Below are 24,869 nucleotides of genomic sequence, written 5' to 3'. Positions count from 1 at the left end.
ACCGCACTTGGTTGATTAAAATTAGAAGCCTTCTTTTAAGCTTACTGTTAAGTTAAATACCAAATGTTCAGGACGGCTATCTTTACTATCTGCGCAGAAATAACCTTCACGTTCAAATTGATAACCTTTCTCTGCTTCTGCAGCAGCCAAGCTTTGTTCTACAAAACCATGTTTTACCACGAGAGAATGTGGATTTAACACGCTTTCGATATCATCTTCAGCACCTGGATTTGGCACGGTAAATAAGCGATCATACAAACGGAATTCAGCCGGATGATTATGCACAGCAGAAACCCAGTGAATAACACCTTTTACTTTACGTCCATCCGCTGGATTTTTACCTAAGGTTTCTGGATCGTAAGTACAGAAGATCGTGGTAATTTCACCATTTGCATCTTTTTCTACACGTTCAGCTTTAATCACATAAGCGTTACGCAAACGCACTTCTTTACCTAATACTAAACGTTTATATTGTTTATTCGCTTCTTCACGGAAATCTGCACGATCAATATACAGCTCTTTCGTAAACGGCAATTGACGCTCCCCTAATTCAGGGCGATTTGGATGATTTGGCGCCGTTAAGGTTTCTTCGCCTTCAAAGTTTTCAATCACGACACGAACAGGATCAATCACCGCCATTGCGCGTGGTGCATTTTCGTTTAAATCCTCACGAATACAAGCTTCAAGTGCAGAATATTCCACCACGTTATCTTGTTTAGTCACACCAATACGGCGACAAAATTCACGTAACGAAGCTGGGGTATAACCGCGACGGCGTAAACCTGAAATCGTTGGCATACGCGGATCATTCCAACCATCCACAATGCCGTCATTCACTAATTTTAATAATTTACGTTTAGACGTTAACGTGCCTTCTAAATTTAAACGTGAGAATTCATATTGATGCGGTAATGGACGTTCAATACTGATATTTTCCAACACCCAATCATATAAACGACGGTTATCTTGGAATTCTAATGTGCAGATTGAATGAGTGATACGTTCGATTGCATCAGAGATACAATGAGTAAAATCGTACATTGGATAAATACACCATTTGTCACCTGTTTGGTGATGACTAGCGAATTTAATACGATAAAGCACAGGATCACGCATGACCATAAATGGTGAAGCCATGTCGATTTTTGCACGAAGACTTAATGTGCCTTCCGCAAACTCACCGTTCTTCATTCTTTCAAATAATGCTAAGTTTTCTTCGACACTGCGATCACGATATGGGCTGTTTTTACCTGGCTCAGTTAATGTACCGCGATATTCACGCATTTGGTCTGGTGAAAGTTCATCCACATACGCTAAACCTTTTTCGATTAACTCAATGGCATAGCCATAAAGTGCATCGAAGTAATCAGACGCATAACGCGGTTCGCCTTCCCATTTAAAGCCTAACCATTCCACATCCGCTTTGATGGAATCTACATATTCCACGTCTTCTTTCACAGGGTTGGTATCGTCAAAACGTAGGTTACATAAACCGTTATATTCTTTTGCCAAGCCGAAGTTTAAGCAAATCGATTTTGCGTGGCCGATATGTAAATAGCCGTTCGGCTCAGGCGGAAAACGGGTATGCACACTTTTGTGTTTACCCGAAGCTAAATCTTCATCAATAATTTGGGTAATAAAATTGTGAGTGCGAGTATTTTCTGCACTTTCTAGAATTTCTGTATTGCTCATAACTTTCTCATAAATAGAAAAAATAATTTTGTCATTCTATACGAAAAGCAAGGCTTTGTGAATTTGATCACCAAACTAACCGCACTTTCTATTTAATAACTTATGACTTTTTCAGCATTTTTGTTTAACAGCAAGATTTTTAGTGCAAAAAATAGAATAAATCATTACAATGCCGCCTTTCATGAACAATCGTTCAGTGGTTTGTTTTATAATTGGGTTCGCAAGGGAATAATTTTAATTTTGTAAAACACAAAAGTGCGATTAAAATCATCCGCACTTTCCACTCATTTTCGTAAGAAGGAAAACTCAATGTTTAAAATGAAAAATACCACGCTTGCTTTATTGATGTCTGGTGCATTAGTGGGATGTGCCAATATTGGCGATTCTTATCAAGCTAGCCTTGAAGATTACAAGCAATATGAAGAAATTACCAAGCAATATAATGTAAAAGAAAATTGGTGGTCATTGTATAACGATGAGCAATTAAATCGCGTAGTAGAACAAGCGCTAATAAACAACAAAGATTTAGCTAAAGCAGCTGTGGCAGTAAACCGTGCGCTTTATAGTGCAAATTTAGTTGGCGCAAATTTAGTGCCTGCATTTAATGGTTCAACTTCATCTGCGGCACAACGTCGAGTTGATACAAGTGCAAGCTCTGCCATTTCACACAAAGGTTCTTTAAATGTGAGCTATACATTGGATCTGTGGCAACGTTTAGCCAATGCAGCTGATGCAGCAGAATGGTCGCACAAAGCAACCGCAGAAGACATGGAATCTGCTCGTTTATCATTAATCAATTCTGTAGTAATAACTTATTATCAAATTGCTTATTTAAATGATGCAATTAGCACAACCAACGAAACGATCAAATATTACACTGACATTGGTAATATTATGCAAACGCGCTTAGCGCAAGGTGTGGCTGATGCAGTTAGCGTAGATCAAGCGCAACAAGCAGTATTAACGGCGCGTAATAACAAGTTAAATTTTGAAACCCAACGCAAAACGGCAGAACAAACCTTACGCAATCTGTTGAACTTAAAACCAAACGATGCGTTAAATATCACTTTCCCACATATTATGAATGTGAAAACAGCTGGGGTGAACTTAAATGTACCAGTCTCTGTGATTGCAAATCGCCCTGATGTAAAAGCAGCGCAATTCCGTTTAAGTAGTGCATTCAAAAATGCCAAAGCAACTCAAAAAAGTTGGTTCCCAGAGGTTAATTTAGGTGGAAGTCTATCTTCAACAGCAAGTACTGTTGGCACGACGTTACACAATCCTGTGGCTGCAGGCACGGTCGGAATTAGCTTGCCATTCCTAAATTGGAACACCGTAAAATGGAACGTTAAAATTTCTGAAGCTGACTATGAAACCGCGCGTTTAAATTACGAACAACGTATTACCACCGCTCTCAATAATGTAGATACCAACTATTTCGCATTTACCCAAGCGCAAAACACATTAAGTAATTTACAACAAACCCACAGTTACAATCAGCGTATCACGCAATATTATCGAAACCGCTATAATGCGGGCGTGTCCGAATTGCGTGAATGGTTAGTTGCAGCCAATACAGAAAAATCATCACAACTTGCAATTTTGAATGCAAAATATCAAGTGTTGCAAAGTGAAAATGCGGTATATAGCTCAATGGCGGGATATTACTCTCGTTAATAAAACCAAACATAGGGCGTTTTTAAGCGCCCTTTTTAATATTACATTCCTCACTTAAGGTATAAACCTTACCAATAAATATTCCTAAAAATGAAAAAACAACTTACTTTTTATTTTATTCGTCACGGTCGCACGGTTTGGAACGAACAAGGATTAATGCAAGGCAGTGGAGATTCTCCATTAACAGAAGAAGGCATTAAAAGTGCGGTAAAAACTGGGCAAGCTTTACAAAATGTCGATTTTATTGCGGCCTATTCGAGCTGTTTACAACGTACCATTGACACAGCCAATTATATTATTGGCGATCGAGACATTCCCTTATTCCAACATCGTGGATTAAATGAACATTATTTTGGTAGTTGGGAAGGAACAAATGTGGAACTGATCCGACCTTTGCCCGAATTCCAACAAATGATTAATGATCCTGCAAACTATAAAGCGGAATCGAATGGTGGAGAAACCTATGAAGAACTAGCCAAACGAGCTATCGCAGCACTACAAGACATCATTAAGGTTCATCAAGAAGGGAATATTTTAGTGGTATCGCATGGGCATACCTTGCGTCTATTAATTGCTTTACTCAATGGCGCAACTTGGCAAAATCACAGAGACAAAAACAAATCAGTATCTTTATTAAATACTGCTATTAGCATTATTCATTATGACAGTGAAAAAGGCTTTAGCCTTGAAAAACTAAATGACACAACGCATTTACAATAGATAAAAAAAAGCCCCTAAATCATTAGGGGCATCAAAAAGGAATTTATGAATAAAATCTCTAAAGTTTAGCTTTATCAAAGGAATCTCGATAAAACAAGTTCATTATATTGACTAATCTAAAGAATAGCAAGAGAAATCTTTACATTTCTTTACAAATCTTTACGTTTCTTTACAGATCTTTACATTTCAACATTTCGATAATTACTTGGACCGTCTTTTCCATGCCCTGTAAAGAAACCAACTCGTGTTTACTATGGAAATTATAGCCACCAGTAAAAATATTGGGACATGCTAAACCTTTAGATGCTAAGAATGCCCCATCTGTACCGCCTCGAATCGGCTTATGACTTGGTTTAACCCCTACCGCTTTCATTGCGCGATCAGCAAGTTCAATTGATTGAGGAACATTTTTTACCACATCATACATATTTTGGTAGCTATCTTGAATTTCTAACTCAATAGGCTTTTTCAAACCTTTCTTAGCATTAAATTTTTCCACCTGACTTTTAATAAAGGCTTTTCTGTGTGCGAAATTCTGCTCATCAAAATCACGAATCAAATAAGTGAGATCTACTTGCTCAATATCGCCAGAAAAATCTTCTAAATGATAAAAGCCCGCTTTCCCATCCGTTTTTTCTGGGACTTCATCAACTGGAAAAACTTGCTGGAACTCGCAAGCTAAAGTCAGTGCATTCACCATTTTTCCTTTTGCATAACCAGGATGAATACTCCGCCCGAAAAACCGCACTTTTGCCGTGGCAGCATTAAAGTTTTCGTATTCTAATTCCCCTACTTCTCCCCCATCAATGGTATATGCCCAATCACAGGAAAATTTTTCCATTGGGAAATAATGGATTCCCAAACCAATTTCTTCATCAGGCGTAAAAGCAACGCGAATATTGCAATGAGGAATATTTTCTTTTTGAAGAATGGAAAGTGCGGTCATAATTTCTGCAATTCCTGCTTTATTATCCGCCCCAAGCAAAGTCGTTCCATCGGCAACAATCAGAGTCTGCCCCACCAATTTTTGCATAAAAGAATAATAAACAGGGCTAATAAACTCCTCGCCAATACCTAATGCAATATCTCCGCCACGATATTGCTCTATCACTTCTGGGCGCACATTTTTACCACTACATTGTGGCGATGTATCAAGATGCGCAATTAAACCAATGGTTTTCGTTAAGCTAGGATCATTAGCGGGTAAGAATGCTGTCACAACCGCGTATTTACTGACTTCAACATTCTCCAAACCAAGTTGGATGAGTTCTTTTTGCAACTGCATGGCTAACTTCATTTGCCCGACAGAGCTGGGAGAATGCTTAGCATGAGGTTTTGATTGTGTGTCAAAAGACACATAATGTAAAAATCGTTCTAAAAGTTCTGTTTTATCTGTTTGAGAAATCATATTCTCGCTCCTTTTAAAAATATCTTTTTTAGTTTAACGAGAAAAATAGAAAACATCTTGATATATAACAATATTTATAAAATTAACAAAGTAAAATTCATTGAAAGTGCGGTTAAATTTCTCGTTATTTTTATGAACGGCAGTTTTTTTACTTTCTAAGTCATTAAGCCCTTTTCATTATTAACAATTCACTATATCATAGGCGTCTATTTTTATATGTCGCCCCTGCAGTCTTGCAGGTTTTATTTCTACTCAGTACCAAATCATTGGTGAAATTAGGGAGAAAACCAAAGCTAGTGGAAAATCAGCTTCAAAACAAGCCTATTATTGAGCTTCGTTCAATCAAAAAATCCTATGGTTCTAACACCATTATTAACGATTTCAATCTTACAATTAATAACGGTGAATTTGTTACTATTCTCGGCCCTTCAGGCTGTGGGAAAACCACAGTTTTACGCTTACTTGCAGGCTTAGAAGAATTGGATTCAGGTAGCATTATTTTAGATGGTGAAGATATCACCAATGTACCAGCGGAAAAACGTCATATTAATACGGTATTCCAAAGCTATGCGCTATTTCCACATATGACAATTTTTGAGAACGTGGCTTTTGGTTTGCGTATGCAAAAAGTACCAAACGACGAAATTAAACCGCGTGTTTTAGAAGCCTTGCGTATGGTACAGCTAGAAGAAATGGCAGATCGTAAGCCAACCCAACTTTCTGGCGGACAACAACAACGTATTGCCATCGCTCGCGCCGTAGTAAATAAACCAAAAGTGTTGTTACTTGATGAGTCTTTATCTGCATTAGATTACAAATTGCGTAAACAAATGCAAAATGAACTCAAAATGTTACAACGTCAGCTTGGTATTACCTTTATTTTCGTTACCCACGATCAAGAAGAAGCGATTACAATGTCTGATCGCATCGTGTTATTACGTAAAGGTAAAATCGCACAAGATGGTTCTCCACGTGAAATCTATGAAGATCCTGCGAACTTATTCGTTGCTCGTTTCATTGGCGAAATTAATGTATTTGAAGCAACAGTGATTGAACGTAAATCAGAACAAGTTGTACTTGCAAATGTGGAAGGTCGAGTTTGTGATATTTACACAGACATGCCTGTTGAGAAAGATCAAAAACTTCAAGTACTCCTTCGCCCTGAAGATATTGTGATTGAAGAATTAGATGAAAATGAACATTCCAAAGCGATTATCGGCCACATTGTTGACCGCACTTACAAAGGAATGACATTAGAATCAACAGTAGAATTTGATCATAATGGCATGCGTGTTCTTGTAAGTGAATTCTTTAACGAAGACGATCCACATATGGATCATAGCGTAGGTCAACGCGTAGGCATCACATGGCATGAAGGCTGGGAGGTTGTTCTCAACGATGAAGATAATCAATAATAAATTCCAGAAAATTACTGTTGCGATTATCTTCAGTTGGCTCATCTTCTTTGTGTTGATTCCAAACTTATTGGTATTCGCCGTAAGTTTTCTGACTAGAGACGGTAGCGACTTCTACGCTTTCCCAATCACAATTGAAAACTACACAAACTTGTTTAACCCGCTTTATGCACAAGTTGTGTGGAATTCATTGTATATGTCGGGCATCGCCACCATTATTTGCTTATTAGTTGGCTATCCATTTGCTTTCATGATGAGCAAAATTAATCCTAAATATCGACCGCTCTTATTATTCCTTGTGGTTTTACCATTCTGGACAAACTCGTTGATCCGTATTTATGGAATGAAAGTGTTCCTTGGTGTAAAAGGGGTACTTAACACTATGTTGATGGACATGGGAATTTTGAGTGAACCCATTCGCATTTTGAATACAGAAATTGCGGTAATCATTGGCTTAGTTTATTTGCTATTGCCATTTATGATTTTGCCACTCTACTCTGCGATTGAAAAATTAGACGGTCGCTTATTAGAGGCTGCAAGAGATTTAGGCGCAAATGCATTTCAACGTTTCTTCCGTGTCATTTTACCATTAACCATGCCAGGCATTATCGCGGGGTGTTTATTAGTGTTATTACCAGCAATGGGAATGTTCTACGTTGCAGACTTACTTGGCGGCGCGAAAGTGTTGCTTGTGGGTAACGTCATTAAGAGCGAATTCTTAATTTCCCGTAACTGGCCATTTGGTTCTGCAATTAGTATTGGTTTAACTGTTCTAATGGCATTGTTGATTTTCGTGTACTACCGCGCGAATAAACTATTAAATAAAAAAGTGGAGTTAGAATAATGAGTCGTTTACTACGTAATGCATTTATGTTTGTGGTATACGCTTATTTGTATATCCCAATTATTATTTTGGTCACTAATTCCTTTAACGAAGATCGTTATGGTTTAAGTTGGAAAGGCTTTAGCTGGAACTGGTACGAGCGTTTATTTAATAACGATACCTTAATACAAGCTGCAATTCATTCGGTAACTATTGCATTTTTTGCGGCTACTCTAGCTACTATTGTAGGTGGATTAACGGCAATCGCACTTTACCGCTATCGATTCCGCGGTAAACAAGCGGTAAGCGGCATGTTATTTATCGTCATGATGTCACCAGATATTGTAATGGCAGTATCTTTGCTTGCATTATTTATGATTGTGGGTATTTCATTAGGTTTCTGGTCTTTATTACTAGCTCATGTGACCTTCTGTTTACCGTATGTGACCGTAACTATCTTCTCTCGCTTAAATGGCTTTGATTCTAGAATGTTAGAAGCGGCGAAAGACTTAGGCGCAAGCGAAGTGACTATTTTACGTAAAATTATCCTTCCTTTAGCATTACCTGCAGTTGTATCTGGTTGGTTGTTAAGTTTCACTATCTCATTAGATGATGTTGTGGTTTCATCATTCGTCAGCGGTGTAAGTTATGAAATCTTACCATTGAGAATATTCTCTCTAGTGAAAACCGGTGTAACACCTGAAGTTAATGCTTTAGCAACGATTATGATCGTGCTTTCACTTGCTCTTGTCGTTTTAAGCCAGCTTATTACACGAAAAAATAACCATCAATAAACAAAAGGTTTCACAAACCTTTGAATTTAAAATAGAATACGCCTTGACGCACAATCAAGGCGTTTTTTTATGCCTGTCATTCGGCAGGTGGTTTTTTTACGACTCTTTACGGAGAACAAACAAAAATGAAAAAATTCGCAGGTTTAATTACTGCAGGCTTAGTAGCTGCAACTTTAACTGCTTGTAATGATAAAGATGCTAAGCAAGAAACTACAAAGGCTCCAGCTACTGCTAATGACACTGTGTATCTCTACACTTGGACAGAATATGTGCCTGATGGTCTTTTAGATGAGTTTACTAAAGAAACTGGCATCAAAGTTATCGTTTCAAGCCTAGAATCAAACGAAACAATGTATGCAAAAATCAAAACTCAAGGCGCAGCTGGTGGCTATGATGTTATTGCACCATCTAACTACTTCGTCTCTAAAATGTCTAGAGAAGGAATGTTAATGGAGCTAGATCACAGCAAATTGCCTGTTATTAAAGAATTAGATCCTGATTGGCTCAATAAACCTTATGATAAAGGTAACAAATACTCTCTTCCACAATTATTAGGAGCTCCAGGTATTGCATTCAATACAAACACTTATAAAGGCGCTCAATTCACTTCTTGGGCTGACTTGTGGAAACCTGAATTTGCAAACAAAGTTCAGTTATTAGACGATGCGCGCGAAGTATTCAACATCGCTTTATTGAAAATTGGCCAAGATCCAAATACTCAAGATCCAGCAATTATCAAACAAGCCTATGAAGAATTATTAAAGCTACGTCCAAACGTACTTTCTTTCAATTCCGATAACCCTGCTAACTCTTTCATCTCAGGTGAAGTTGAAGTAGGCCAATTATGGAATGGTTCTGTACGTATTGCTAAAAAAGAAAAAGCACCTTTAGACATGGTATTCCCGAAAGAAGGCCCTGTACTTTGGGTTGATACTCTAGCAATTCCTAAAACCGCTAAAAACCCAGATGGTGCACATAAACTTATTAACTATATGTTAGGTGCTAAAGCGGCAGAAAAATTAACCTTAGCAATTGGCTATCCAACAGCTAACTTAGAAGCGAAAAAAGCATTACCAAAAGAAATCACTGAAGATCCAGCAATTTACCCACCGGCTGATGTATTAAAAAATAGCCACTGGCAAGATGACGTTGGCGATGCAATTCAATTCTATGAGCAATATTATCAAGAATTAAAAGCAGCTAAATAATCTACAATCCAAAAGTGCGGATAAATTTCACCGCACTTTTCTATTCGAGATAAATATACAAATAGCCACACTCATATTAAAGTGCGGCTATTTTATTAACTATTTTTTACTTCTGAACTATAGCTAAAAATTCTTTACGAGTATCTCTATCTTCTAAGAATACGCCACCGTAAGCCGATGTGACAGTATAACTATTTGTATCTCTAATACCACGTGCTTTCACACAGAAATGGGTCGCTTTCACATATACCGCAACATCATCTGTCTCAAGAATTGTCTGAAATGCTGTCAAAAGTTGCTCTGTTAAGCGCTCTTGAACCTGTGGACGTTGAGCAAAAAATGAAACAATCCGATTAATTTTAGAAAGACCAATCACCCAATCTTTTGGATAGTATGCCACACAAACTTTACCATCAATCGTAACAAAATGATGTTCACAAGTGCTTGTTAGCGTAATGTCATTCACTTGCACCATTTCGCTGACTTTCATTTGATTTTTGATTTTCGTCATTTTAGGAAAATTGGCATAATCCATTCCACTAAAAATCTCATCAATAAACATTTTAGCTAAACGATTTGGTGTTTCTTCTAAACTATCATCTCGCAAATCTAATCCAATCAGCTTCATCACTTCATGCATATGTTTTGCAATGCTTTCTCGACGTTCATCTTTAGCCTGTGTTGGATCAATCATGGGTGTTTCAATACCTTTTTCAATCAAGGCATTTCTTACATTCAGTGCATCCAGTGAAATTTTGCTCATAATAGTCTTTCCTAAAAAAATAATCGGCTATTCTAGCAAAGGATAATAGGATGGTAAAATGAGAAAAATTGCAAATTTGAATGAATTAGGCTTTAGATATAGAATAGCTGACAAATTTTATCAAATAAGGATTTTCTATGCTTACATTGGATCAAGCTCGCTCGAAAATGCTCGAACAGATTCCCTTCCCAACTCAAACTGAATACCTAAATTTACAAGAAGCCGCCAATCGAATTTGTGCAGAAGATATTATTTCACCTATTAATGTTCCCTCTTTCGATAATTCAGCAATGGATGGCTATGCTGTACGTTTATCGGATTTACAACAATCTTTAACCCTTTCGGTCGCAGGGAAATCTTTTGCAGGTAATCCATTCCAAGAGGAATGGCCATCAAAAAGTGCGGTCAGAATTATGACCGGAGCTATGATTCCTGAAGGCGCTGATGCAGTGATAATGCAAGAGCAAGTAACACTCAATGAAGACGGCACCGTCACTTTTAGTGAATTGCCTAAACCAAATCAAAACATTCGTCGTATTGGCGAAGATGTAAAAAAAGGCGATGTGGTATTAGAACAAGGCGCACAGCTCACCCCTGTTTCCTTGCCATTATTAGCTTCTCTAGGCATTGCAGAAGTAAAATGCTATCGCCAATTAAAAGTCGGCGTACTCTCAACTGGCGATGAACTTGTCGAAGTCGGCAAGCCATTACAAAGCGGACAAATCTATGACACCAACCGTTTCACCGTAAAATTACTGCTAGAAAAACTAAACTGTGAAGTCATTGATTTAGGACTATTACCTGATAACGAAGCTGAATTTGAAAAGGCATTTATTGCCGCACAAAGCCAAGCTGATTTAGTGATTACCAGTGGCGGGGTTTCCGTTGGTGAAGCGGATTTCACTAAAGCGGTATTGGAAAAAGTAGGCCAAATAAATTTCTGGAAAATTGCAATCAAACCTGGCAAACCATTCGCTTTTGGTAAATTAGAAAACGCTTGGTTCTGTGGTTTACCCGGTAATCCCGTTTCAGCATTAGTGACATTTTATCAAATCGTACAACCACTTATTGCTAAACTGCAAGGCCAAAAACAATGGAAAAAGCCACCGCACTTTTCAGCTATTGCTACAATGAATTTGAAAAAAGCACCTGGACGTTTAGATTTCCAACGGGGTTTTTATCACATCAATGAACAAGGCCAAATTGAAGTGCAATCAGTGGGATTCCAAGGCTCTCATCTCTTTAGCGCTTTTGTAAAAAGCAATTGTTTTATCGTTTTAGAACAAGAACGTGGCAATGTCACTGCAGGTGAAACAGTGACGATTGAGCCTTTCAATCATTTATTAGGATAAACAATGATCGAACTTAGTCACGAAGAAGAATTGCGTTATAACCGTCAAATTATTCTTAAAAGCGTAGATTTTGATGGGCAAGAAAAGCTCAAAGCAAGCAAAATGCTGGTCGTTGGGCTTGGCGGCTTAGGCTGTGCAGCCAGCCAATATCTCGCCGCGGCAGGCGTAGGGAATTTAACACTATTGGATTTCGATACAGTTTCTCTTTCGAATCTTCAACGACAAGTCTTGCACTGCGATGCTCGCTTGAATATACCCAAAGTAGAGTCAGCTAAAATTGCACTGGAACAAATCAATCCACATATAAACATCGAGACGATTAATGCGAAGTTAGACGAAGAAAAACTGGCTGAAATCATTCCACACTTTGATATTGTTCTAGATTGTACAGACAATGTAGAAATCCGTAATCAATTGGATAGCCAATGTAATCATGCAAAAGTTCCACTTATTTCTGGCGCAGCGATTCGGATGGAAGGTCAGGTTTCCGTTTTCACTTATGAACCGAATACGCCTACTTATCGTGAGCTCAGCAAATTATTTGGGCAAAATGTATTAAGCTGTGTGGAAGCAGGCGTGCTTGCACCAATCGTCGGCATTGTGGGCACGATTCAAGCCTTAGAAGCAATTAAAGTGCGGTTAAAAATCGGTAAGAATTTGTGTGGACGCTTATTGATGATTGATGGTTTTTCAATGAATATCCGAGAAATTAAACTTCCAACCAATGTGGAATAAAACGCTTAAAAAGAGAAAAAATTTAACCGCACTTTTATTAACCATAACCTTTACTACAAAAACACTATGACAACAGAAATTAAAAAACTAGATCCAGATACAGCCATTGATATTGCTTACGATATTTTCTTAGAAATGGCTGGGGAAAATTTAGATCCTGCCGATATTCTTTTATTCAACCTACAATTTGAAGAACGCGGTGGTGTGGAATTTGTTGAAACCGCCGATAATTGGGAAGAAGAAATTGGTGTACTAATTGACCCAGAAGAATACGCCGAAGTGTGGGTGGGATTAGTCAATGAGCAAGATGAAATGGATGATGTCTTTGCTAAATTCTTAATTTCTCACCGAGAAGAAGATCGCGAATTTCACGTTATTTGGAAAAAGTAACGATAAAGTAAAAAATAAGGGAAATCATCTGATTTCTCTTTTTCTTTTCGCTTAAAATTAACAAGCCATCAAATTGGAAAACTTGAGAAAAAAACTAACAACAACGGCGGTAATAAATTTGTCACCATACCAAAAGAAATGGCGATAGGCGTTACTTCAATTCCGCCTGATTTCTGAATAATAGGCAATGTACAATCTAATGCTGTTGCACCTGTAATCCCAATAGCTGTAGAGCGATAATGCTGCATAAACAATGGAATCAAAAATAAACTCAAAATTTCACGCGATAAATCATTGAAAAACGCAATACTGCCCTGCATCGGCCCCCAAGCATTTGTCAGCACAACGCTTGATAAAGAATACCAACCAAATCCCGATGAAAAGGCTAAACCTTGAGTAATCGGCATACTTAGAAAAAATGAAGAAATAACGCCACCAATTAAAGAACTTAGGGTAAAAATTGCTCCCATCATTAAGCCTTGCTTATTTAATAAGACTTCTTTCAAGGAAATGCCGTTATTACGAAGCTGAATCCCAACAAAAAAGATCAACGCAATAAGCACATAAAGATTGGAACCGTGTGGGAAATGCAACCAATCATTACACAACCAACCAAAAATAACACCGATAATTACCGCACTTAATAATTTAATTGAGTCCATTAACGAATGCCAACGAGAGGGCAATTCTCCCTGTAAATAATTAACAGGCTTAGGCAAAGTGCGGTCATAAATAGCCAAGCCTACGATATTACAAGTCAAAATAATAGCGGACAGCCCTAAAGCGGTCATACCAATAATTGGCAATTTTTGTTCTAAATGCTCTAGCTGACCAAGCATAAACCCCATCATAAATAAAATGATGTAAAGCAATAACATCACAATTTTATTAATGAATGCCAATGCATTTTGATTCTGTATTCTGACTAAGTAGCCCAACACCATAGGCACAAGCACAATGAGTAGTCCATTAATTATTTCTTCCATTGTTTTCCTTTTTTGTAGATCACTGCACTTTATTCAATTTTCAAAGGTAATTTGAATAAATATTACAGTAAAAATAAAAATTACTTATACAAGCAATAAAATCATACCGCTTATAATATATATTTTTTATCAATCTACCAAATGCTCAATGTTCAAATGCCAATCTTAGATACTTTGTCTCTTTACTCTATAAAAATGGAATATAAAAAGCGGCTTAAAAATAAGCCGCTTTTCATCATTATTTCCCTGCAAAAACTTTAATTTGCTCTGCCCCTAAATGTCCTGGTACGGTTTTTTTCAGGTTTAGATCGCTATCTAAAAAGAGATTGAACGGATAGCCACGCACTCTTGCTTTGTCAATGATTTCTCCTTTTTCATCTAAAAGCACCGTGATATTTTTATATTCCAATCCTTTGTACCATTCAATAAAATCAGCGGTGTCTTTTTCGCCTTTGTGATCGGGCGAAACAATGGTAATCACTTCAAAATTGCGATCTTTTTCCGCACTTAAATCATCAATTTCAGCTAATCCTGCCAAGCAAATCGGACACCAAGATGCCCACATTTTTACATACACAGGTTTGCCTTTATATTGGCTTAAAGTAACTGGCTGATTGTTTAAATCTTTGAGTTGCACATCTGCCAAATTAGTTTGTGCAAAAACGTTTAGGCTGAATGCCATTAGAAATATTGATAGTAGTTTTTTCATTGCTTTTTTCCTTTTATAAATTTCTTTTGTTGAGGTTATGTTTTACGAAAAATTATTCGTAATTAATAAAATACCCATCACGATAATTAAAATTCCGCCACCGATTTTAAATTTGTCTAAGTGTTTATTTAACCCTTTGGCACGTTTGAGCAAGCTGTCAGATAAGAACGAAAACAGTACAAACGGGGTCGCAAGCCCTAAGACATAAACAAACATCATAGATGCACCGTAAAGTGCAGAGCCTTCATCGCCTGATAAAGCTAATACGGAAGCCAGAATCGGGCCAATACAAGGTGTCCAACCAAGACTAAAAGTTAAACCAAGGACAAATGCCTCAAGTGCGGTTGATTTTCCTGATGTTTTTATTTCCACCAATTTCGTGCGTTCAAGTAAACCAATTTTAAAAATGCCAAGTTGATGAATACCCAAAATAATCACGATAACGCCAGCGATAATGCGGGTGGTGTTACTAAATAAAATATTCCCTAAAAAGCCAAAACTAAAGCCTAAACTCACAAATGTAAGGGAAAGCCCTAAAATAAATAAAAAAGTATTCAGGACTTTTTTGCCGCCTTTACTCAAAATACCGAAATAAATCGGGATAATCGGGAAAATACAAGGCGAAAGAAAAGAAGCAAGCCCCGCTAAAAATACCGTTCCAATAAGGAGTTGTTGATCTAACATCTTGCATCTCCTTATTTTTTAATTGATTGAATCAAATATCCGTATCCTGCCTTTTCCATTTCAGCTAACGGAATAAATTTAATTGATGCGCTGTTAATGCAATAACGCAAACCACCTTTATCTTTCGGACCGTCGTCAAAAACGTGTCCTAGATGGGCATTACCCGCACGACTTAACACCTCGGTACGTTGCATATTAAAACTATTATCCGTTTGATAATGCACTACCTCTTTTGCTATTGGTTTCGTAAAACTCGGCCAGCCACAACCCGATTCAAATTTATCATTAGAAGAAAATACCGGTTCGCCTGTTGTAATATCTACATAAATACCTGGTTGGAAATTATCCCAATATTCGTTACTAAAAGAGCGTTCAGTATGTTTATTTTGAGTGACGGAATATTGCAATGGTGTCAATTTCGCTTTGAGTTCTGCATCAGTTGGTTTCGGATAATCTTTCTCGTCAATCACAGGTTCATCTGCTTTGGTAATATCAATATGGCAATAACCATTTGGATTTTTCTTCAAATAATCTTGATGATATTCTTCCGCCACCACATAATTTTTAAGTGGTTGCACTTCGATTTGTACTTGTTGTTTATATTTGGTTTGAAGCTGGGCGAGCGCTTGTTCGATCACCGCTTTATCTGCCCTATCTTGATAATAAATCCCTGTACGATATTGTCTGCCACGATCGTTTCCTTGTTTGTTTACACTCGTTGGATCAATCACTTTAAAATAATATTGCAATAATTTATCGAGCGAAATTTGATTTGCATCGTAAGTGACTTTTACTGTTTCTGCGTGATCAGTTACGCCAATCATCTGATAACTGGTTTTCTCCGTATTACCATTAGCATAGCCAGAAATCGCATCTTTCACACCGTGAATACGCTCCATATATGCTTCCATACCCCAGAAACAGCCACCAGCAAGATAAATTTCACGAATATTTTGCGTATTTTCCATTGCCATTTTTTGTTCTCCAGATGATGATGTTGAATTTTGTATTGCTAAAGTTGGTGTTGCACAGCAAAGTGCGGTAATAAATAGAAATGTTTTTGATAGTTTCATTGTTTTTCCTTATGATGTAAAAATTAACATTACATAAGGTTAGACGGCGGACAATCCGATTTCTTACAAATTTTTATAAAATTTTTAAAGAAATTGACTAAAATTCATTGTTATAACCAATAATAAAGAGCTAAAAAACACTATTTATTCCTCTTTTCTAAGGTAAAAAATCTATATGCAATCATATACCTCTCCTTTGCTTTATCACAAAGCGATTAGTTTTATGGTATCAGCGTACTTTTCCATTACCTTGATGAATGTATTTGTAAAAACCGCTTCTCAAACAATCCCTGCAAGTGAAACCTTATTTTCACGTTTTTTAATTGGTTTGCTTTTCTTACTGCCTTTTGTGATTAAAGATCGCGATTTTAAAGTGGATACCCGCCAATGGAAGTTTTTAATCCTGCGTAATGCCGCGGGTGTATCGAGTATGTTGATTAACTTTTATGTCGTGAAATTCTTACCTCTTTCCATTGCTGTCTTATTGATGAATACCTCCGCTCTATTTATCCCGATTTTATTGCTCTTTTTCCATCAAAAAACACCGCTTAATGTGCTTTTGTGTAGCTTAATCGGTTTTCTTGGCGTTTCCATTATTTTACTTACCAATCACAATGGAAATGTTGATCCTATTTATGTACTGATTGGATTATCTGGTGCTGTATTAGCGGGGATGGCATTTATTGGCTTACAAGAATTAAACAAATACAACACACCGAAAAATATCGTATTTTATTTTCATCTGATTGGGACACTCATGCTACCAATCTTCTTTATTCATCAATGGAAAATCCCTAATTTATACGAGCTTGGTTTATTGCTATTGGTGGGCGGATTTGGATTGATTTTCCAATTATTGCTCACCCGAGCTTTCAGATATGCACCCGCCAATATCATTACCCCGTTTGCTTTCACTGGCGTGATTTTCTCTAGCGTATTTGACTGGCTCTTTTGGCATCATACACCTAATATCTATTTTTGGCTCGGTGCAGTTGTAATTGTGGGTGCTGTGAGTTTATTGGCAAAAATGAAGAAATAAACACTTTATTTATAAGAATATGAAATTCAGTACGATTAGGTTATAGCTGGCTCAATAAAGTGCGGTGAAAAATGACGGTGTTTTTCACTCCGTCAAAAATTCCTAATGTGAATCTTTAAATTTCTTCATCATCATACTTAAGGTTTTGCAATTTCGTTGAAAACGACGGCAATGAGGGCAAGTTAACAAATGCATTTTTAAACCCATTTTTTCTTGCAGTTCTAATGGTCGCTCATGAGAGTCAGAAATTATTCGAGTGGCTTGAATACAACGCATAATTTTCTCCTAAAGTTTTTTTGATAGACAATTTTGCAACTGCAAACGGGCCCGATAAAGTGTGGTATGCAAGTTGGATGTGGTAAGCTGAGTTTCTTGACAAATTTCATCCGATGACAATTCTAAAAACTCTCTCATCATAAAAACTTTGGCATGTTTAGCGGGTAAACAAGTAAGGCAAGTTTCGAAAATCAACCAAAACTCATCAGAATACACCGTTTCCTCTTCGCCCTGTAATTCGCTCGGATAATATTCTATTTTCCAATGGCCTGTATCATCAAAAAATGTATTAGTTGACTGTTCATCTTCAATTTCACTTTCTAATACAAAGCGTCCTTTCTGGCGAAGATAATCAATAATTTTATTTTTTAGAATGGCAAAAACCCAAGTTTTAAAAGCGGATTGATGCTTGAAATTCGCGAGATTGTTAAATGCACTTAAAAATGCTTCTTGTACTAAATCCTCAGCAAGATCGGTATGGTGCAACTGTAACATTGCAAATTTCAGCATTTGTGCACGGATTTGCTCAAGCTCCCTTTCTGAAATGGCGGTCATTTTAATTCCTTTAAAATTTTTGTAAGAAATGAAAGAGTGTTTCGTCTAATAGCATGAAAGAAACAATTTCTTTCAATACTATTTTTACCACTTAGACAAGGAAATTTAAAATGAAAAATATTACATTCAAAAGTGCAATCTTAGGTATGGCTATGTTATTTGGTGCGACAACCATTTATGCAGAAGAAATGAAATCTGATGCCATGCCAATGAAATCAGAGCCCATGATGAATACCCCAATGAAAAAAATGATGAAATCAGATGACATGCAAATGCACTCTGACCACATGATGAAATCTGACAATATGATGAAGTCTGATGAAATGGACATGAAATCTGATATGAAAATGAAATCTGATAAAAAGATGAAATCAAATAAAAAAATGAAAATGGCAAAAGAAAAAATGTAAAAGATTGTCTGTAAAAGTGCGGTAAAAAATCTCAAAAATTTTTCACCGCACTTTATTGAAATAGAGTTTACATCACCACCACATCAAACTGTTCTTGGTTATAAAACTGTTCTGTTTTTACTTTTACTCGTTTGCCAATAAACATTTCCACTTCGGGCAGCAAACCGTGAGATTCTTCGTTAATAAGATATTCTGAAACTGCTGGTGAAGCATAAACAACAAATTGTTCACTACTGAATAAATGATACACCCGAATAATTTCACGCATAATTTCGTAGCAAACTGTCTCAACAGTTTTCACACGACCGCGGCCATGGCACGTTGGACATTCATCGCATAGCACATGCTCAAGACTTTCACGAGTTCTCTTACGGGTCATTTCTACAAGCCCTAATTGCGTAAAACCATTCACATTGGTTTTTACACGATCTTTAGAAAGCGCATCACATAAAGATTGCAATACTCGATTGCGGTGTTCATCTGTTTGCATATCAATAAAATCAATAATGATAATGCCACCAAGATTACGTAGTTGGAGTTGCTGCGCGATGGCTTTAGTTGCTTCAATATTGGTATTAAAGATGGTTTCTTCTAGATTACGATGCCCCACAAATGCGCCTGTATTAATATCAATGGTGGTCATTGCTTCTGTTTGCTCGATAATCAAATAGCCACCCGATTTGAGATTAACACGTTTATCTAAGGCTGTTTGGATCGCATTTTCAACCCCATACACATCAAAGATAGGTTGATTGCCAGAATAAAGAACAAGTTTATCGCTTAGTTCAGGCATAAATTCATCGGTAAACTCTTTCACTTCGCCAAAGCAAAGTTTAGAGTCAATACGAATTTTTTCTAAGTTTGTACCGATAAAATCACGCAAAATGCGTTGTGGAAGGGCTGGCTCGCCGTAAATTTTTGATTTGGTTGGATATTTAGATTTACGCTCTAAAACTTTCCGCCATAAGCGTTTTAAAAATTCAGCGTCTTGACGTAATTCTTCTTCGCTTGCCCCCTCTGTGGCAGTACGAATAATGAAACCGCCGAGTTCATCACAAAAAGGTTCAACTAATGCTTTTAAACGGGCACGTTCTTCTTCGCTTTCAATACGTTGTGAAACGCCTACGTGGCTATTTTCTGGCATAAAAACAAGATGACGCGATGGCAATGTGATGTCTGTGGTTAAACGCGCGCCTTTTGTACCAAGCGGATCTTTTACCACTTGTACAACAATATCCTGCCCTTCGCGTACTAATTCTGAAATGCTCTTAACTTTAAATTGCTTTTGTTCGCTTTCATCTACACATTCCGTATGAGATACAATGTCAGCGGCGTGTAAAAAAGCCGCTTTTTCCAAACCAATATCAACAAAAGCAGACTGCATTCCTGGTAGTACTCGAGTCACACGACCTTTATAAATATTCCCGACAATTCCTCGTTTAGCTTGGCGTTCAATATGCACTTCGCGTAACATTCCTGTTTCGACTAACGCAATGCGTGTTTCGTTAGGCGTTACGTTCATCAATAACTCGACAGCATCCATTTTATATTCCTAATTTCTTAAATTTCATCAAATATTTAGTCTAAATAGAATAATAGCCCGAAATAAGGTAAAATGCACCCTTTCTGAAATTTTAACCTATTTTGGACTGATATAATGTTTGGATTAGACCCAACTCTTATTACTTTTACTATTTATATTTTCGGGATGTTGCTGATTGGCGTACTTGCCTATTATTACACGAATAATTTATCAGATTACATTCTCGGCGGACGTCGTTTAGGCAGCTTTGTCACGGCAATGTCAGCAGGTGCGTCAGATATGTCTGGTTGGCTTTTAATGGGCTTACCCGGTGCAGTATATTTATCAGGCTTAGTTGAAGGCTGGATTGCTATTGGTTTAACTATCGGGGCTTATTTTAACTGGCTTTTAGTGGCTGGTCGTTTGCGTGTTTATACAGAATTAAATAATAATGCCCTCACTCTCCCAGAATATTTTCACAATCGTTTTGGTTCATCACACAAATTATTAAAACTTGTTTCTGCTACGATTATTTTAGTGTTTTTTACTATTTATTGTGCTTCGGGTGTCGTGGCAGGTGCAAAATTATTCCAAAATATATTTTCTGTAGAATATTCCACCGCACTTTGGTACGGTGCAGCGGCAACCATTGCTTACACGTTCATCGGAGGTTTCCTCGCGGTAAGCTGGACAGATACCATTCAAGCGACATTAATGATTTTTGCACTAATTTTAACCCCTGTTTTTGTGTTATTAAGTTTCACTGATACCGCTCAATTTTCCGTCGTATTAGAACAAGCTGAAGTAGCAGTAAATAAAGATTTCACGGATTTATTTACTTCTACCACACCACTTGGTTTATTAAGCCTTGCCGCTTGGGGATTAGGCTATTTCGGGCAACCGCATATTTTAGCGCGCTTTATGGCTGCAGATTCTGTCAAATCACTTATCAAAGCACGCCGTATTAGTATGGCTTGGATGGTGCTTTGCTTAGGAGGCGCAATTGGCATTGGCTTATTCGCTATTCCGTATTTCTTTGCCAATCCAGCTATTGCAGGCACAGTTAATCGCGAACCAGAACAGGTTTTTATTGAACTCGCTAAACTTTTATTTAATCCTTGGATCGCGGGCATATTACTTTCCGCTATTTTAGCCGCTGTAATGAGTACATTAAGTGCGCAATTATTAATTTCGTCTAGCTCAATAACAGAAGATTTCTACAAAGGTTTTATTCGCCCTAAGGCTTCAGAAAAAGAGCTCGTATGGCTTGGCAGAATAATGGTCTTAGTGATTGCTGCATTTGCTATCTGGATCGCACAAGATGAAAACAGCAAAGTATTAAAACTTGTAGAATTCGCTTGGGCTGGTTTTGGTAGTGCATTTGGCCCTGTTGTACTTTTCTCTCTTTTCTGGAAACGAATGACATCATCGGGCGCGATGGCAGGTATGCTGGTAGGTGCAGTGACAGTATTTGCATGGAAAGAAATTATTCCAACTGATACCGATTGGTTTAAAGTATATGAAATGATCCCTGGTTTTGCTTTCGGTAGCCTTGCAATTATTGTTATCTCATTGCTGTCTAGCAAACCGGAACAAAATGTTCTAGATACCTTTGACAAAGCAGAAAAGGCCTATAAGGAAGCAAAATGATTGACTTTCGCCCTTTTTATCAACAAATTGCTACTACAAATTTATCGGGCTGGTTAGAGACCTTACCGCGCCAATTGAAAGAATGGGAAACTCAAACTCATGGCGATTATGCGAAATGGAGCAAAATTGTTGATTTCCTACCTGATTTACAAGCTGATGAAATCGATCTCAAAAGTGCAGTGAAATCTGACCGCACTTCTCCCCTTTCAGAAGGTGAAAAACAACGAATTATCCATCATTTAAAACAATTAATGCCGTGGCGAAAAGGACCTTATAATCTTTTCGGCATTCATGTAGATTGTGAATGGCGTTCAGATTTTAAATGGGATCGTGTTCTTCCTCATTTAGCTCCACTACAAGGTCGCACTATTTTAGATGTGGGCTGTGGCAGCGGTTATCATATGTGGAGAATGGTAGGCGAAGGCGCAAAAATGGTGGTCGGGATTGATCCTACCGAGCTTTTCCTTTGCCAATTTGAAGCAGTACGCAAGCTACTTAATAATGATCGTCGAGCAAATCTTATCCCACTTGGTATTGAGCAAATGCAACCATTAGCGGCATTTGACACTGTATTTTCAATGGGCGTACTCTATCATCGTAAATCCCCATTAGATCATTTAAGCCAGTTGAAAAATCAATTGGTAAAAGGTGGTGAATTGGTATTAGAAACATTAGTGGTGGATGGCGATGTAAATACTGTGCTTGTACCAGCAGATCGCTATGCGAAAATGAAAAATGTTTATTTTATCCCCTCTGTCGCCGCACTAATCAACTGGCTAGAAAAAGTTGGCTTTACCAACGTACGTTGTGTGGATGTAGCGACAACCACATTAGAGGAACAGCGTAAAACTGATTGGTTGGAAAATGAAAGCCTGATTGATTTCTTAGCTCCAAATGATCACAGTAAAACCATTGAAGGTTATCAAGCACCAAAAAGAGCGGTAATTTTAGCGAACAAATAAAAAAGGGAAACCATTCCCTTTTTTATTTTTCATCAAGACTCTTTCATACTTACAATGAATGATACTCTAATTTCGCCGATGTTAATGTAGAGAGTAGCGCTTCAGCCATCATTTTATGGCTTAGTTTTAACGCTTTTTCAGCCATTACAATTCGCTCAATATCACTCAATTTTTTATCATTTAAATACGCAAAATTAAGTGCGGTTTGTAACGCTGGCAAACTCGGATTAAATGCAGCGTTTTCTGCATAACGTCCTGTCACCACATCACCATTTTTAAATAAAATCGCAATGCCATGCGGACTATTTGAATAAGGACAATGAGATTGATTTGCCGCTAAAATAGCTTGATTAACCAAATCATCTTGATGATCAGCAACTAAATCATGATTTTCTTCCGCCAAAAGATGAGTAGCAATATCGAGATCCTTCGGTCCAAAAGCATCAGGTAAATAAGAATGTAATGGATTATTTTGGCTATGTGGCAAATGAATTGAAATTTTTTCAGCGCCATGCAATTCATTCATAAATTGACGGCAATGCCCGCACGGCGTGTAATTAACCACCATGTCTGAAATACGACGTTCATTACGCAACCATGCATGAGAAATTGCGCTTTGCTCTGCATGAATCGTTTGCTGAATGGCTGAATTAGAAAATTCTTGATTCGCACCAAAATAAAAATCACCTTTTTCACCAATAGCAATGGCTCCCACATTAAAATGAGAAATAGCAGTATGACTATAACTCGCCGCAATCGGCAACAAATGCATAGCTAATTTTAATGGCGTAAGTTCAAAATCACGGCAAAGCTGCTCCACTTGGGAACGATTTAAAAAGCCAGCCCAATTTTGCAAACGAATTTCATCAACAATAGCTTGATTGAGTGCATCATCTTGTGGCAATGCGTGCTTAATAAGTTCTTGCATAAGACATCCTTAAAATATTAAAAATTATAACTGCACTTATTAAAGCAAAATTTACTGTTATCCGCGACCCTTTACTAAAGTATTCCTTATAACTGTGATCCTGATCACTTATTTTGATAGTTTAAATTTATTACATTTTATTAACATATAGTCATAAGCTATCAATTTTATTGAATAGAACAATTTCACAGCAAATTCTAGAAACGTATAATACCCATATCAAAGGCAGGGCATTAGCTCTATTATTCAACTAGAAAAAGGAAATTATTATGTCAAAAACATCTATCGGATTAGACAAAGTTCAATCAGCAGAATTAGCAAATAAACTTAACGAATTACTTGCAACCTACCAAGTATTCTATACTAACGTTCGTGGTTACCACTGGAACATTAAAGGTGTAAATTTCTTTGCATTGCACGCAAAATTTGAAGAAATCTACACAGATTTAATCACCAAAGTTGATGAAGTGGCTGAACGTATTTTAACTTTAGGTTACACACCAGATAACGCATATAGCCAATACTTAAAAGTATCTCGTATTAAAGAAGATATTGCGGTAAGTGGCGCACAAGAATGTTTATCAGGCACATTACAAGGATTAAAAACATTACTTGAACAACAACGTGAAATTCTTGCTCTTGCAGGCGATGCTAATGACGAAGGTACTGCATCACAAATGAGTGACTACATTAAAGAACAAGAAAAATTGGTATGGATGTTCCAAGCAGCTTGCCAAACTTGCCATGCTTAATGGGTAAATTTCAACTCTAACGAAAACTCAACCTACAATCAATCCAACTCAACAAAGTTGGATTGATTTAATTTAAGAACCAAGTTCTACCTTTCTAAGAACTTGGTTTTTTATTTTAAATTGCATTTACAAAAACATATCGTTACAAAAATAAAGTGAAAAAAATCTCATAAGTGATATTATCCATCGACTTTATATTTTTCATCACTCGCATTTAAAATCAAAAATTAAGTGTATTTTGTGTTAATCAAAGGTTATTGTAAAAATGAAAGGGATCTATACTGATGAACCAACCAACCAACCAACCAACCAACCAACCAACCAACCAACCAACCAACCAACCAAC

Annotated in this window: 25 protein-coding genes; 14 read left to right on the top strand and 11 right to left on the bottom strand. The window is 37.2% G+C overall.

The genetic code is table 11. The annotated features are described in order from the left end of the window. Window positions 1–21 precede the first annotated feature (21 nt). Window positions 22–1,692, bottom strand: a complete 1,671-nt coding sequence (glnS, locus tag ABW51_RS07770) for a glutamine--tRNA ligase (protein WP_053466271.1) — start codon at window positions 1,690–1,692, stop codon at window positions 22–24. Between the two features lie 309 nt (window positions 1,693–2,001). Between glnS and tdeA the strand changes: the two genes are divergently transcribed. Next, window positions 2,002–3,369, top strand: coding sequence for a toxin/drug exporter TdeA (gene tdeA, locus ABW51_RS07765; protein ID WP_053466270.1), 1,368 nt, complete (start codon window positions 2,002–2,004; stop codon window positions 3,367–3,369). A gap of 90 nt (window positions 3,370–3,459) precedes the next feature. After that, a complete protein-coding gene (locus tag ABW51_RS07760; RefSeq protein ID WP_053466269.1) occupies window positions 3,460–4,089 on the top strand; it encodes a histidine phosphatase family protein in 630 nt (209 codons plus the stop codon). A 169-nt stretch (window positions 4,090–4,258) separates the two neighbouring features. Here the strand turns inward: ABW51_RS07760 and pepT are convergent, their stop codons facing one another. Further along, complete coding sequence (pepT, locus tag ABW51_RS07755; protein WP_053466268.1) at window positions 4,259–5,497, bottom strand: peptidase T; 1,239 nt, start codon at window positions 5,495–5,497, stop codon at window positions 4,259–4,261. 296 nt (window positions 5,498–5,793) lie between these two features. Between pepT and potA the strand changes: the two genes are divergently transcribed. The 4 genes from potA (at window position 5,794) to ABW51_RS07735 (ending at window position 9,737) form a co-directional block, all read left to right on the top strand. Further along, a complete protein-coding gene (gene potA / locus ABW51_RS07750; RefSeq protein WP_005645368.1) occupies window positions 5,794–6,912 on the top strand; it encodes a spermidine/putrescine ABC transporter ATP-binding protein PotA in 1,119 nt (372 codons plus the stop codon). After that, window positions 6,896–7,756 (top strand): spermidine/putrescine ABC transporter permease PotB, encoded by an 861-nt coding sequence (gene potB / locus ABW51_RS07745; protein ID WP_005638601.1) that lies wholly within the window; start codon window positions 6,896–6,898, stop codon window positions 7,754–7,756. The genes potA and potB overlap by 17 nt, the downstream gene beginning before the upstream one ends. Then, window positions 7,756–8,529, top strand: coding sequence for a spermidine/putrescine ABC transporter permease PotC (gene potC, locus ABW51_RS07740; RefSeq protein WP_053466267.1), 774 nt, complete (start codon window positions 7,756–7,758; stop codon window positions 8,527–8,529). Before potB ends, potC begins: the two co-directional genes overlap by 1 nt. A gap of 125 nt (window positions 8,530–8,654) precedes the next feature. Beyond that, entirely contained in the window at window positions 8,655–9,737 is a 1,083-nt protein-coding gene (locus ABW51_RS07735) for an extracellular solute-binding protein (protein ID WP_053466266.1), read from the top strand. A 106-nt stretch (window positions 9,738–9,843) separates the two neighbouring features. On the opposite strand, the gene folE is transcribed toward ABW51_RS07735, so the two are convergent. Continuing rightward, the gene (folE, locus tag ABW51_RS07730) at window positions 9,844–10,500 is read right to left on the bottom strand and encodes a GTP cyclohydrolase I FolE (protein ID WP_053466265.1); all 657 of its coding nucleotides are present in this window, start codon (window positions 10,498–10,500) and stop codon (window positions 9,844–9,846) included. 137 nt (window positions 10,501–10,637) lie between these two features. On the opposite strand from folE, the gene moeA reads away from it, so the two are divergent. The 3 genes from moeA (at window position 10,638) to ABW51_RS07715 (ending at window position 12,977) form a co-directional block, all read left to right on the top strand. Further along, window positions 10,638–11,852: a molybdopterin molybdotransferase MoeA gene (gene moeA / locus ABW51_RS07725; protein ID WP_053466264.1), complete on the top strand. Its 1,215-nt coding sequence runs from the start codon at window positions 10,638–10,640 to the stop codon at window positions 11,850–11,852. 3 nt (window positions 11,853–11,855) lie between these two features. Then, on the top strand, window positions 11,856–12,587 hold the full coding sequence (gene moeB / locus ABW51_RS07720) for a molybdopterin-synthase adenylyltransferase MoeB (RefSeq protein WP_053466263.1): 732 nt from the start codon (window positions 11,856–11,858) through the stop codon (window positions 12,585–12,587). 66 nt (window positions 12,588–12,653) lie between these two features. After that, entirely contained in the window at window positions 12,654–12,977 is a 324-nt protein-coding gene (locus ABW51_RS07715) for an HI1450 family dsDNA-mimic protein (RefSeq protein ID WP_005641855.1), read from the top strand. 68 nt (window positions 12,978–13,045) lie between these two features. Here ABW51_RS07715 and ABW51_RS10065 read toward each other — a convergent pair whose 3' ends face one another. From ABW51_RS10065 to msrAB, 4 genes are all read right to left on the bottom strand, one after another. Beyond that, entirely contained in the window at window positions 13,046–13,963 is a 918-nt protein-coding gene (locus tag ABW51_RS10065) for a lysine exporter LysO family protein (protein ID WP_053466262.1), read from the bottom strand. Between the two features lie 238 nt (window positions 13,964–14,201). Next, window positions 14,202–14,672, bottom strand: coding sequence for a redoxin domain-containing protein (locus ABW51_RS07705; RefSeq protein WP_053466261.1), 471 nt, complete (start codon window positions 14,670–14,672; stop codon window positions 14,202–14,204). Between the two features lie 42 nt (window positions 14,673–14,714). After that, complete coding sequence (locus ABW51_RS07700) at window positions 14,715–15,356, bottom strand: cytochrome c biogenesis protein CcdA (RefSeq protein WP_005656594.1); 642 nt, start codon at window positions 15,354–15,356, stop codon at window positions 14,715–14,717. 11 nt (window positions 15,357–15,367) lie between these two features. Beyond that, window positions 15,368–16,429, bottom strand: a complete 1,062-nt coding sequence (gene msrAB, locus ABW51_RS07695) for a bifunctional peptide-methionine (S)-S-oxide reductase MsrA/peptide-methionine (R)-S-oxide reductase MsrB (protein ID WP_053466260.1) — start codon at window positions 16,427–16,429, stop codon at window positions 15,368–15,370. 175 nt (window positions 16,430–16,604) lie between these two features. Here msrAB and ABW51_RS07690 point away from each other — a divergent pair, with 175 nt between their 5' ends. Then, window positions 16,605–17,468, top strand: a complete 864-nt coding sequence (locus ABW51_RS07690) for a DMT family transporter (RefSeq protein WP_053466259.1) — start codon at window positions 16,605–16,607, stop codon at window positions 17,466–17,468. A 102-nt stretch (window positions 17,469–17,570) separates the two neighbouring features. Here ABW51_RS07690 and ABW51_RS07685 read toward each other — a convergent pair whose 3' ends face one another. Both ABW51_RS07685 and ABW51_RS07680 read right to left on the bottom strand, forming a co-directional pair. Then, window positions 17,571–17,744, bottom strand: a complete 174-nt coding sequence (locus tag ABW51_RS07685) for a zf-HC2 domain-containing protein (RefSeq protein ID WP_005636028.1) — start codon at window positions 17,742–17,744, stop codon at window positions 17,571–17,573. 9 nt (window positions 17,745–17,753) lie between these two features. Continuing rightward, window positions 17,754–18,299: a sigma-70 family RNA polymerase sigma factor gene (locus ABW51_RS07680; RefSeq protein WP_053466258.1), complete on the bottom strand. Its 546-nt coding sequence runs from the start codon at window positions 18,297–18,299 to the stop codon at window positions 17,754–17,756. Between the two features lie 110 nt (window positions 18,300–18,409). On the opposite strand from ABW51_RS07680, the gene ABW51_RS07675 reads away from it, so the two are divergent. Beyond that, the gene (locus tag ABW51_RS07675; RefSeq protein WP_053466257.1) at window positions 18,410–18,709 is read left to right on the top strand and encodes a hypothetical protein; all 300 of its coding nucleotides are present in this window, start codon (window positions 18,410–18,412) and stop codon (window positions 18,707–18,709) included. 67 nt (window positions 18,710–18,776) lie between these two features. Here the strand turns inward: ABW51_RS07675 and rng are convergent, their stop codons facing one another. Further along, window positions 18,777–20,252, bottom strand: a complete 1,476-nt coding sequence (gene rng, locus ABW51_RS07670; RefSeq protein WP_053466256.1) for a ribonuclease G — start codon at window positions 20,250–20,252, stop codon at window positions 18,777–18,779. Window positions 20,253–20,366: 114 nt separating this feature from the next. On the opposite strand from rng, the gene putP reads away from it, so the two are divergent. Beyond that, window positions 20,367–21,881, top strand: coding sequence for a sodium/proline symporter PutP (gene putP, locus ABW51_RS07665; RefSeq protein WP_053466255.1), 1,515 nt, complete (start codon window positions 20,367–20,369; stop codon window positions 21,879–21,881). Further along, window positions 21,878–22,843, top strand: a complete 966-nt coding sequence (cmoB, locus tag ABW51_RS07660) for a tRNA 5-methoxyuridine(34)/uridine 5-oxyacetic acid(34) synthase CmoB (protein WP_053466254.1) — start codon at window positions 21,878–21,880, stop codon at window positions 22,841–22,843. Before putP ends, cmoB begins: the two co-directional genes overlap by 4 nt. A 49-nt stretch (window positions 22,844–22,892) precedes the next feature. On the opposite strand, the gene cdd is transcribed toward cmoB, so the two are convergent. Further along, complete coding sequence (gene cdd / locus ABW51_RS07655; RefSeq protein ID WP_053466253.1) at window positions 22,893–23,771, bottom strand: cytidine deaminase; 879 nt, start codon at window positions 23,769–23,771, stop codon at window positions 22,893–22,895. A 269-nt stretch (window positions 23,772–24,040) separates the two neighbouring features. Between cdd and ABW51_RS07650 the strand changes: the two genes are divergently transcribed. Then, window positions 24,041–24,523: a Dps family protein gene (locus ABW51_RS07650; protein ID WP_053466252.1), complete on the top strand. Its 483-nt coding sequence runs from the start codon at window positions 24,041–24,043 to the stop codon at window positions 24,521–24,523. The last annotated feature ends 346 nt before the right edge of the window (window positions 24,524–24,869 follow it).

The organism is Haemophilus sp. C1 (assembly GCF_001276515.1).
In the GTDB taxonomy this organism is placed as follows: domain Bacteria; phylum Pseudomonadota; class Gammaproteobacteria; order Enterobacterales; family Pasteurellaceae; genus Haemophilus.
The sequence above is the reverse complement of the archived record's forward strand: the minus strand, read 5'-3'. Positions and strand labels throughout refer to the sequence as shown.

Bases quoted from the DNA above. Each gene is read 5' to 3' on its own strand.
- ABW51_RS07700 (WP_005656594.1), bottom strand. From the start codon at position 15,356: ATGTTAGATCAACAACTCCTTATTGGAACGGTATTTTTAGCGGGGCTT.
- putP (WP_053466255.1), top strand. From the start codon at position 20,367: ATGTTTGGATTAGACCCAACTCTTATTACTTTTACTATTTATATTTTC.
- potC (WP_053466267.1), top strand. From the start codon at position 7,756: ATGAGTCGTTTACTACGTAATGCATTTATGTTTGTGGTATACGCTTAT.
- ABW51_RS07705 (WP_053466261.1), bottom strand. From the start codon at position 14,672: ATGAAAAAACTACTATCAATATTTCTAATGGCATTCAGCCTAAACGTT.
- ABW51_RS07650 (WP_053466252.1), top strand. From the start codon at position 24,041: ATGTCAAAAACATCTATCGGATTAGACAAAGTTCAATCAGCAGAATTA.
- ABW51_RS07715 (WP_005641855.1), top strand. From the start codon at position 12,654: ATGACAACAGAAATTAAAAAACTAGATCCAGATACAGCCATTGATATT.
- moeA (WP_053466264.1), top strand. From the start codon at position 10,638: ATGCTTACATTGGATCAAGCTCGCTCGAAAATGCTCGAACAGATTCCC.
- ABW51_RS10065 (WP_053466262.1), bottom strand. From the start codon at position 13,963: ATGGAAGAAATAATTAATGGACTACTCATTGTGCTTGTGCCTATGGTG.
- folE (WP_053466265.1), bottom strand. From the start codon at position 10,500: ATGAGCAAAATTTCACTGGATGCACTGAATGTAAGAAATGCCTTGATT.
- ABW51_RS07675 (WP_053466257.1), top strand. From the start codon at position 18,410: ATGAAAAATATTACATTCAAAAGTGCAATCTTAGGTATGGCTATGTTA.
- ABW51_RS07680 (WP_053466258.1), bottom strand. From the start codon at position 18,299: ATGACCGCCATTTCAGAAAGGGAGCTTGAGCAAATCCGTGCACAAATG.
- ABW51_RS07690 (WP_053466259.1), top strand. From the start codon at position 16,605: ATGCAATCATATACCTCTCCTTTGCTTTATCACAAAGCGATTAGTTTT.
- moeB (WP_053466263.1), top strand. From the start codon at position 11,856: ATGATCGAACTTAGTCACGAAGAAGAATTGCGTTATAACCGTCAAATT.
- pepT (WP_053466268.1), bottom strand. From the start codon at position 5,497: ATGATTTCTCAAACAGATAAAACAGAACTTTTAGAACGATTTTTACAT.
- rng (WP_053466256.1), bottom strand. From the start codon at position 20,252: ATGGATGCTGTCGAGTTATTGATGAACGTAACGCCTAACGAAACACGC.
- ABW51_RS07760 (WP_053466269.1), top strand. From the start codon at position 3,460: ATGAAAAAACAACTTACTTTTTATTTTATTCGTCACGGTCGCACGGTT.
- ABW51_RS07735 (WP_053466266.1), top strand. From the start codon at position 8,655: ATGAAAAAATTCGCAGGTTTAATTACTGCAGGCTTAGTAGCTGCAACT.
- potB (WP_005638601.1), top strand. From the start codon at position 6,896: ATGAAGATAATCAATAATAAATTCCAGAAAATTACTGTTGCGATTATC.
- cmoB (WP_053466254.1), top strand. From the start codon at position 21,878: ATGATTGACTTTCGCCCTTTTTATCAACAAATTGCTACTACAAATTTA.
- msrAB (WP_053466260.1), bottom strand. From the start codon at position 16,429: ATGAAACTATCAAAAACATTTCTATTTATTACCGCACTTTGCTGTGCA.
- glnS (WP_053466271.1), bottom strand. From the start codon at position 1,692: ATGAGCAATACAGAAATTCTAGAAAGTGCAGAAAATACTCGCACTCAC.
- ABW51_RS07685 (WP_005636028.1), bottom strand. From the start codon at position 17,744: ATGCGTTGTATTCAAGCCACTCGAATAATTTCTGACTCTCATGAGCGA.
- tdeA (WP_053466270.1), top strand. From the start codon at position 2,002: ATGTTTAAAATGAAAAATACCACGCTTGCTTTATTGATGTCTGGTGCA.
- cdd (WP_053466253.1), bottom strand. From the start codon at position 23,771: ATGCAAGAACTTATTAAGCACGCATTGCCACAAGATGATGCACTCAAT.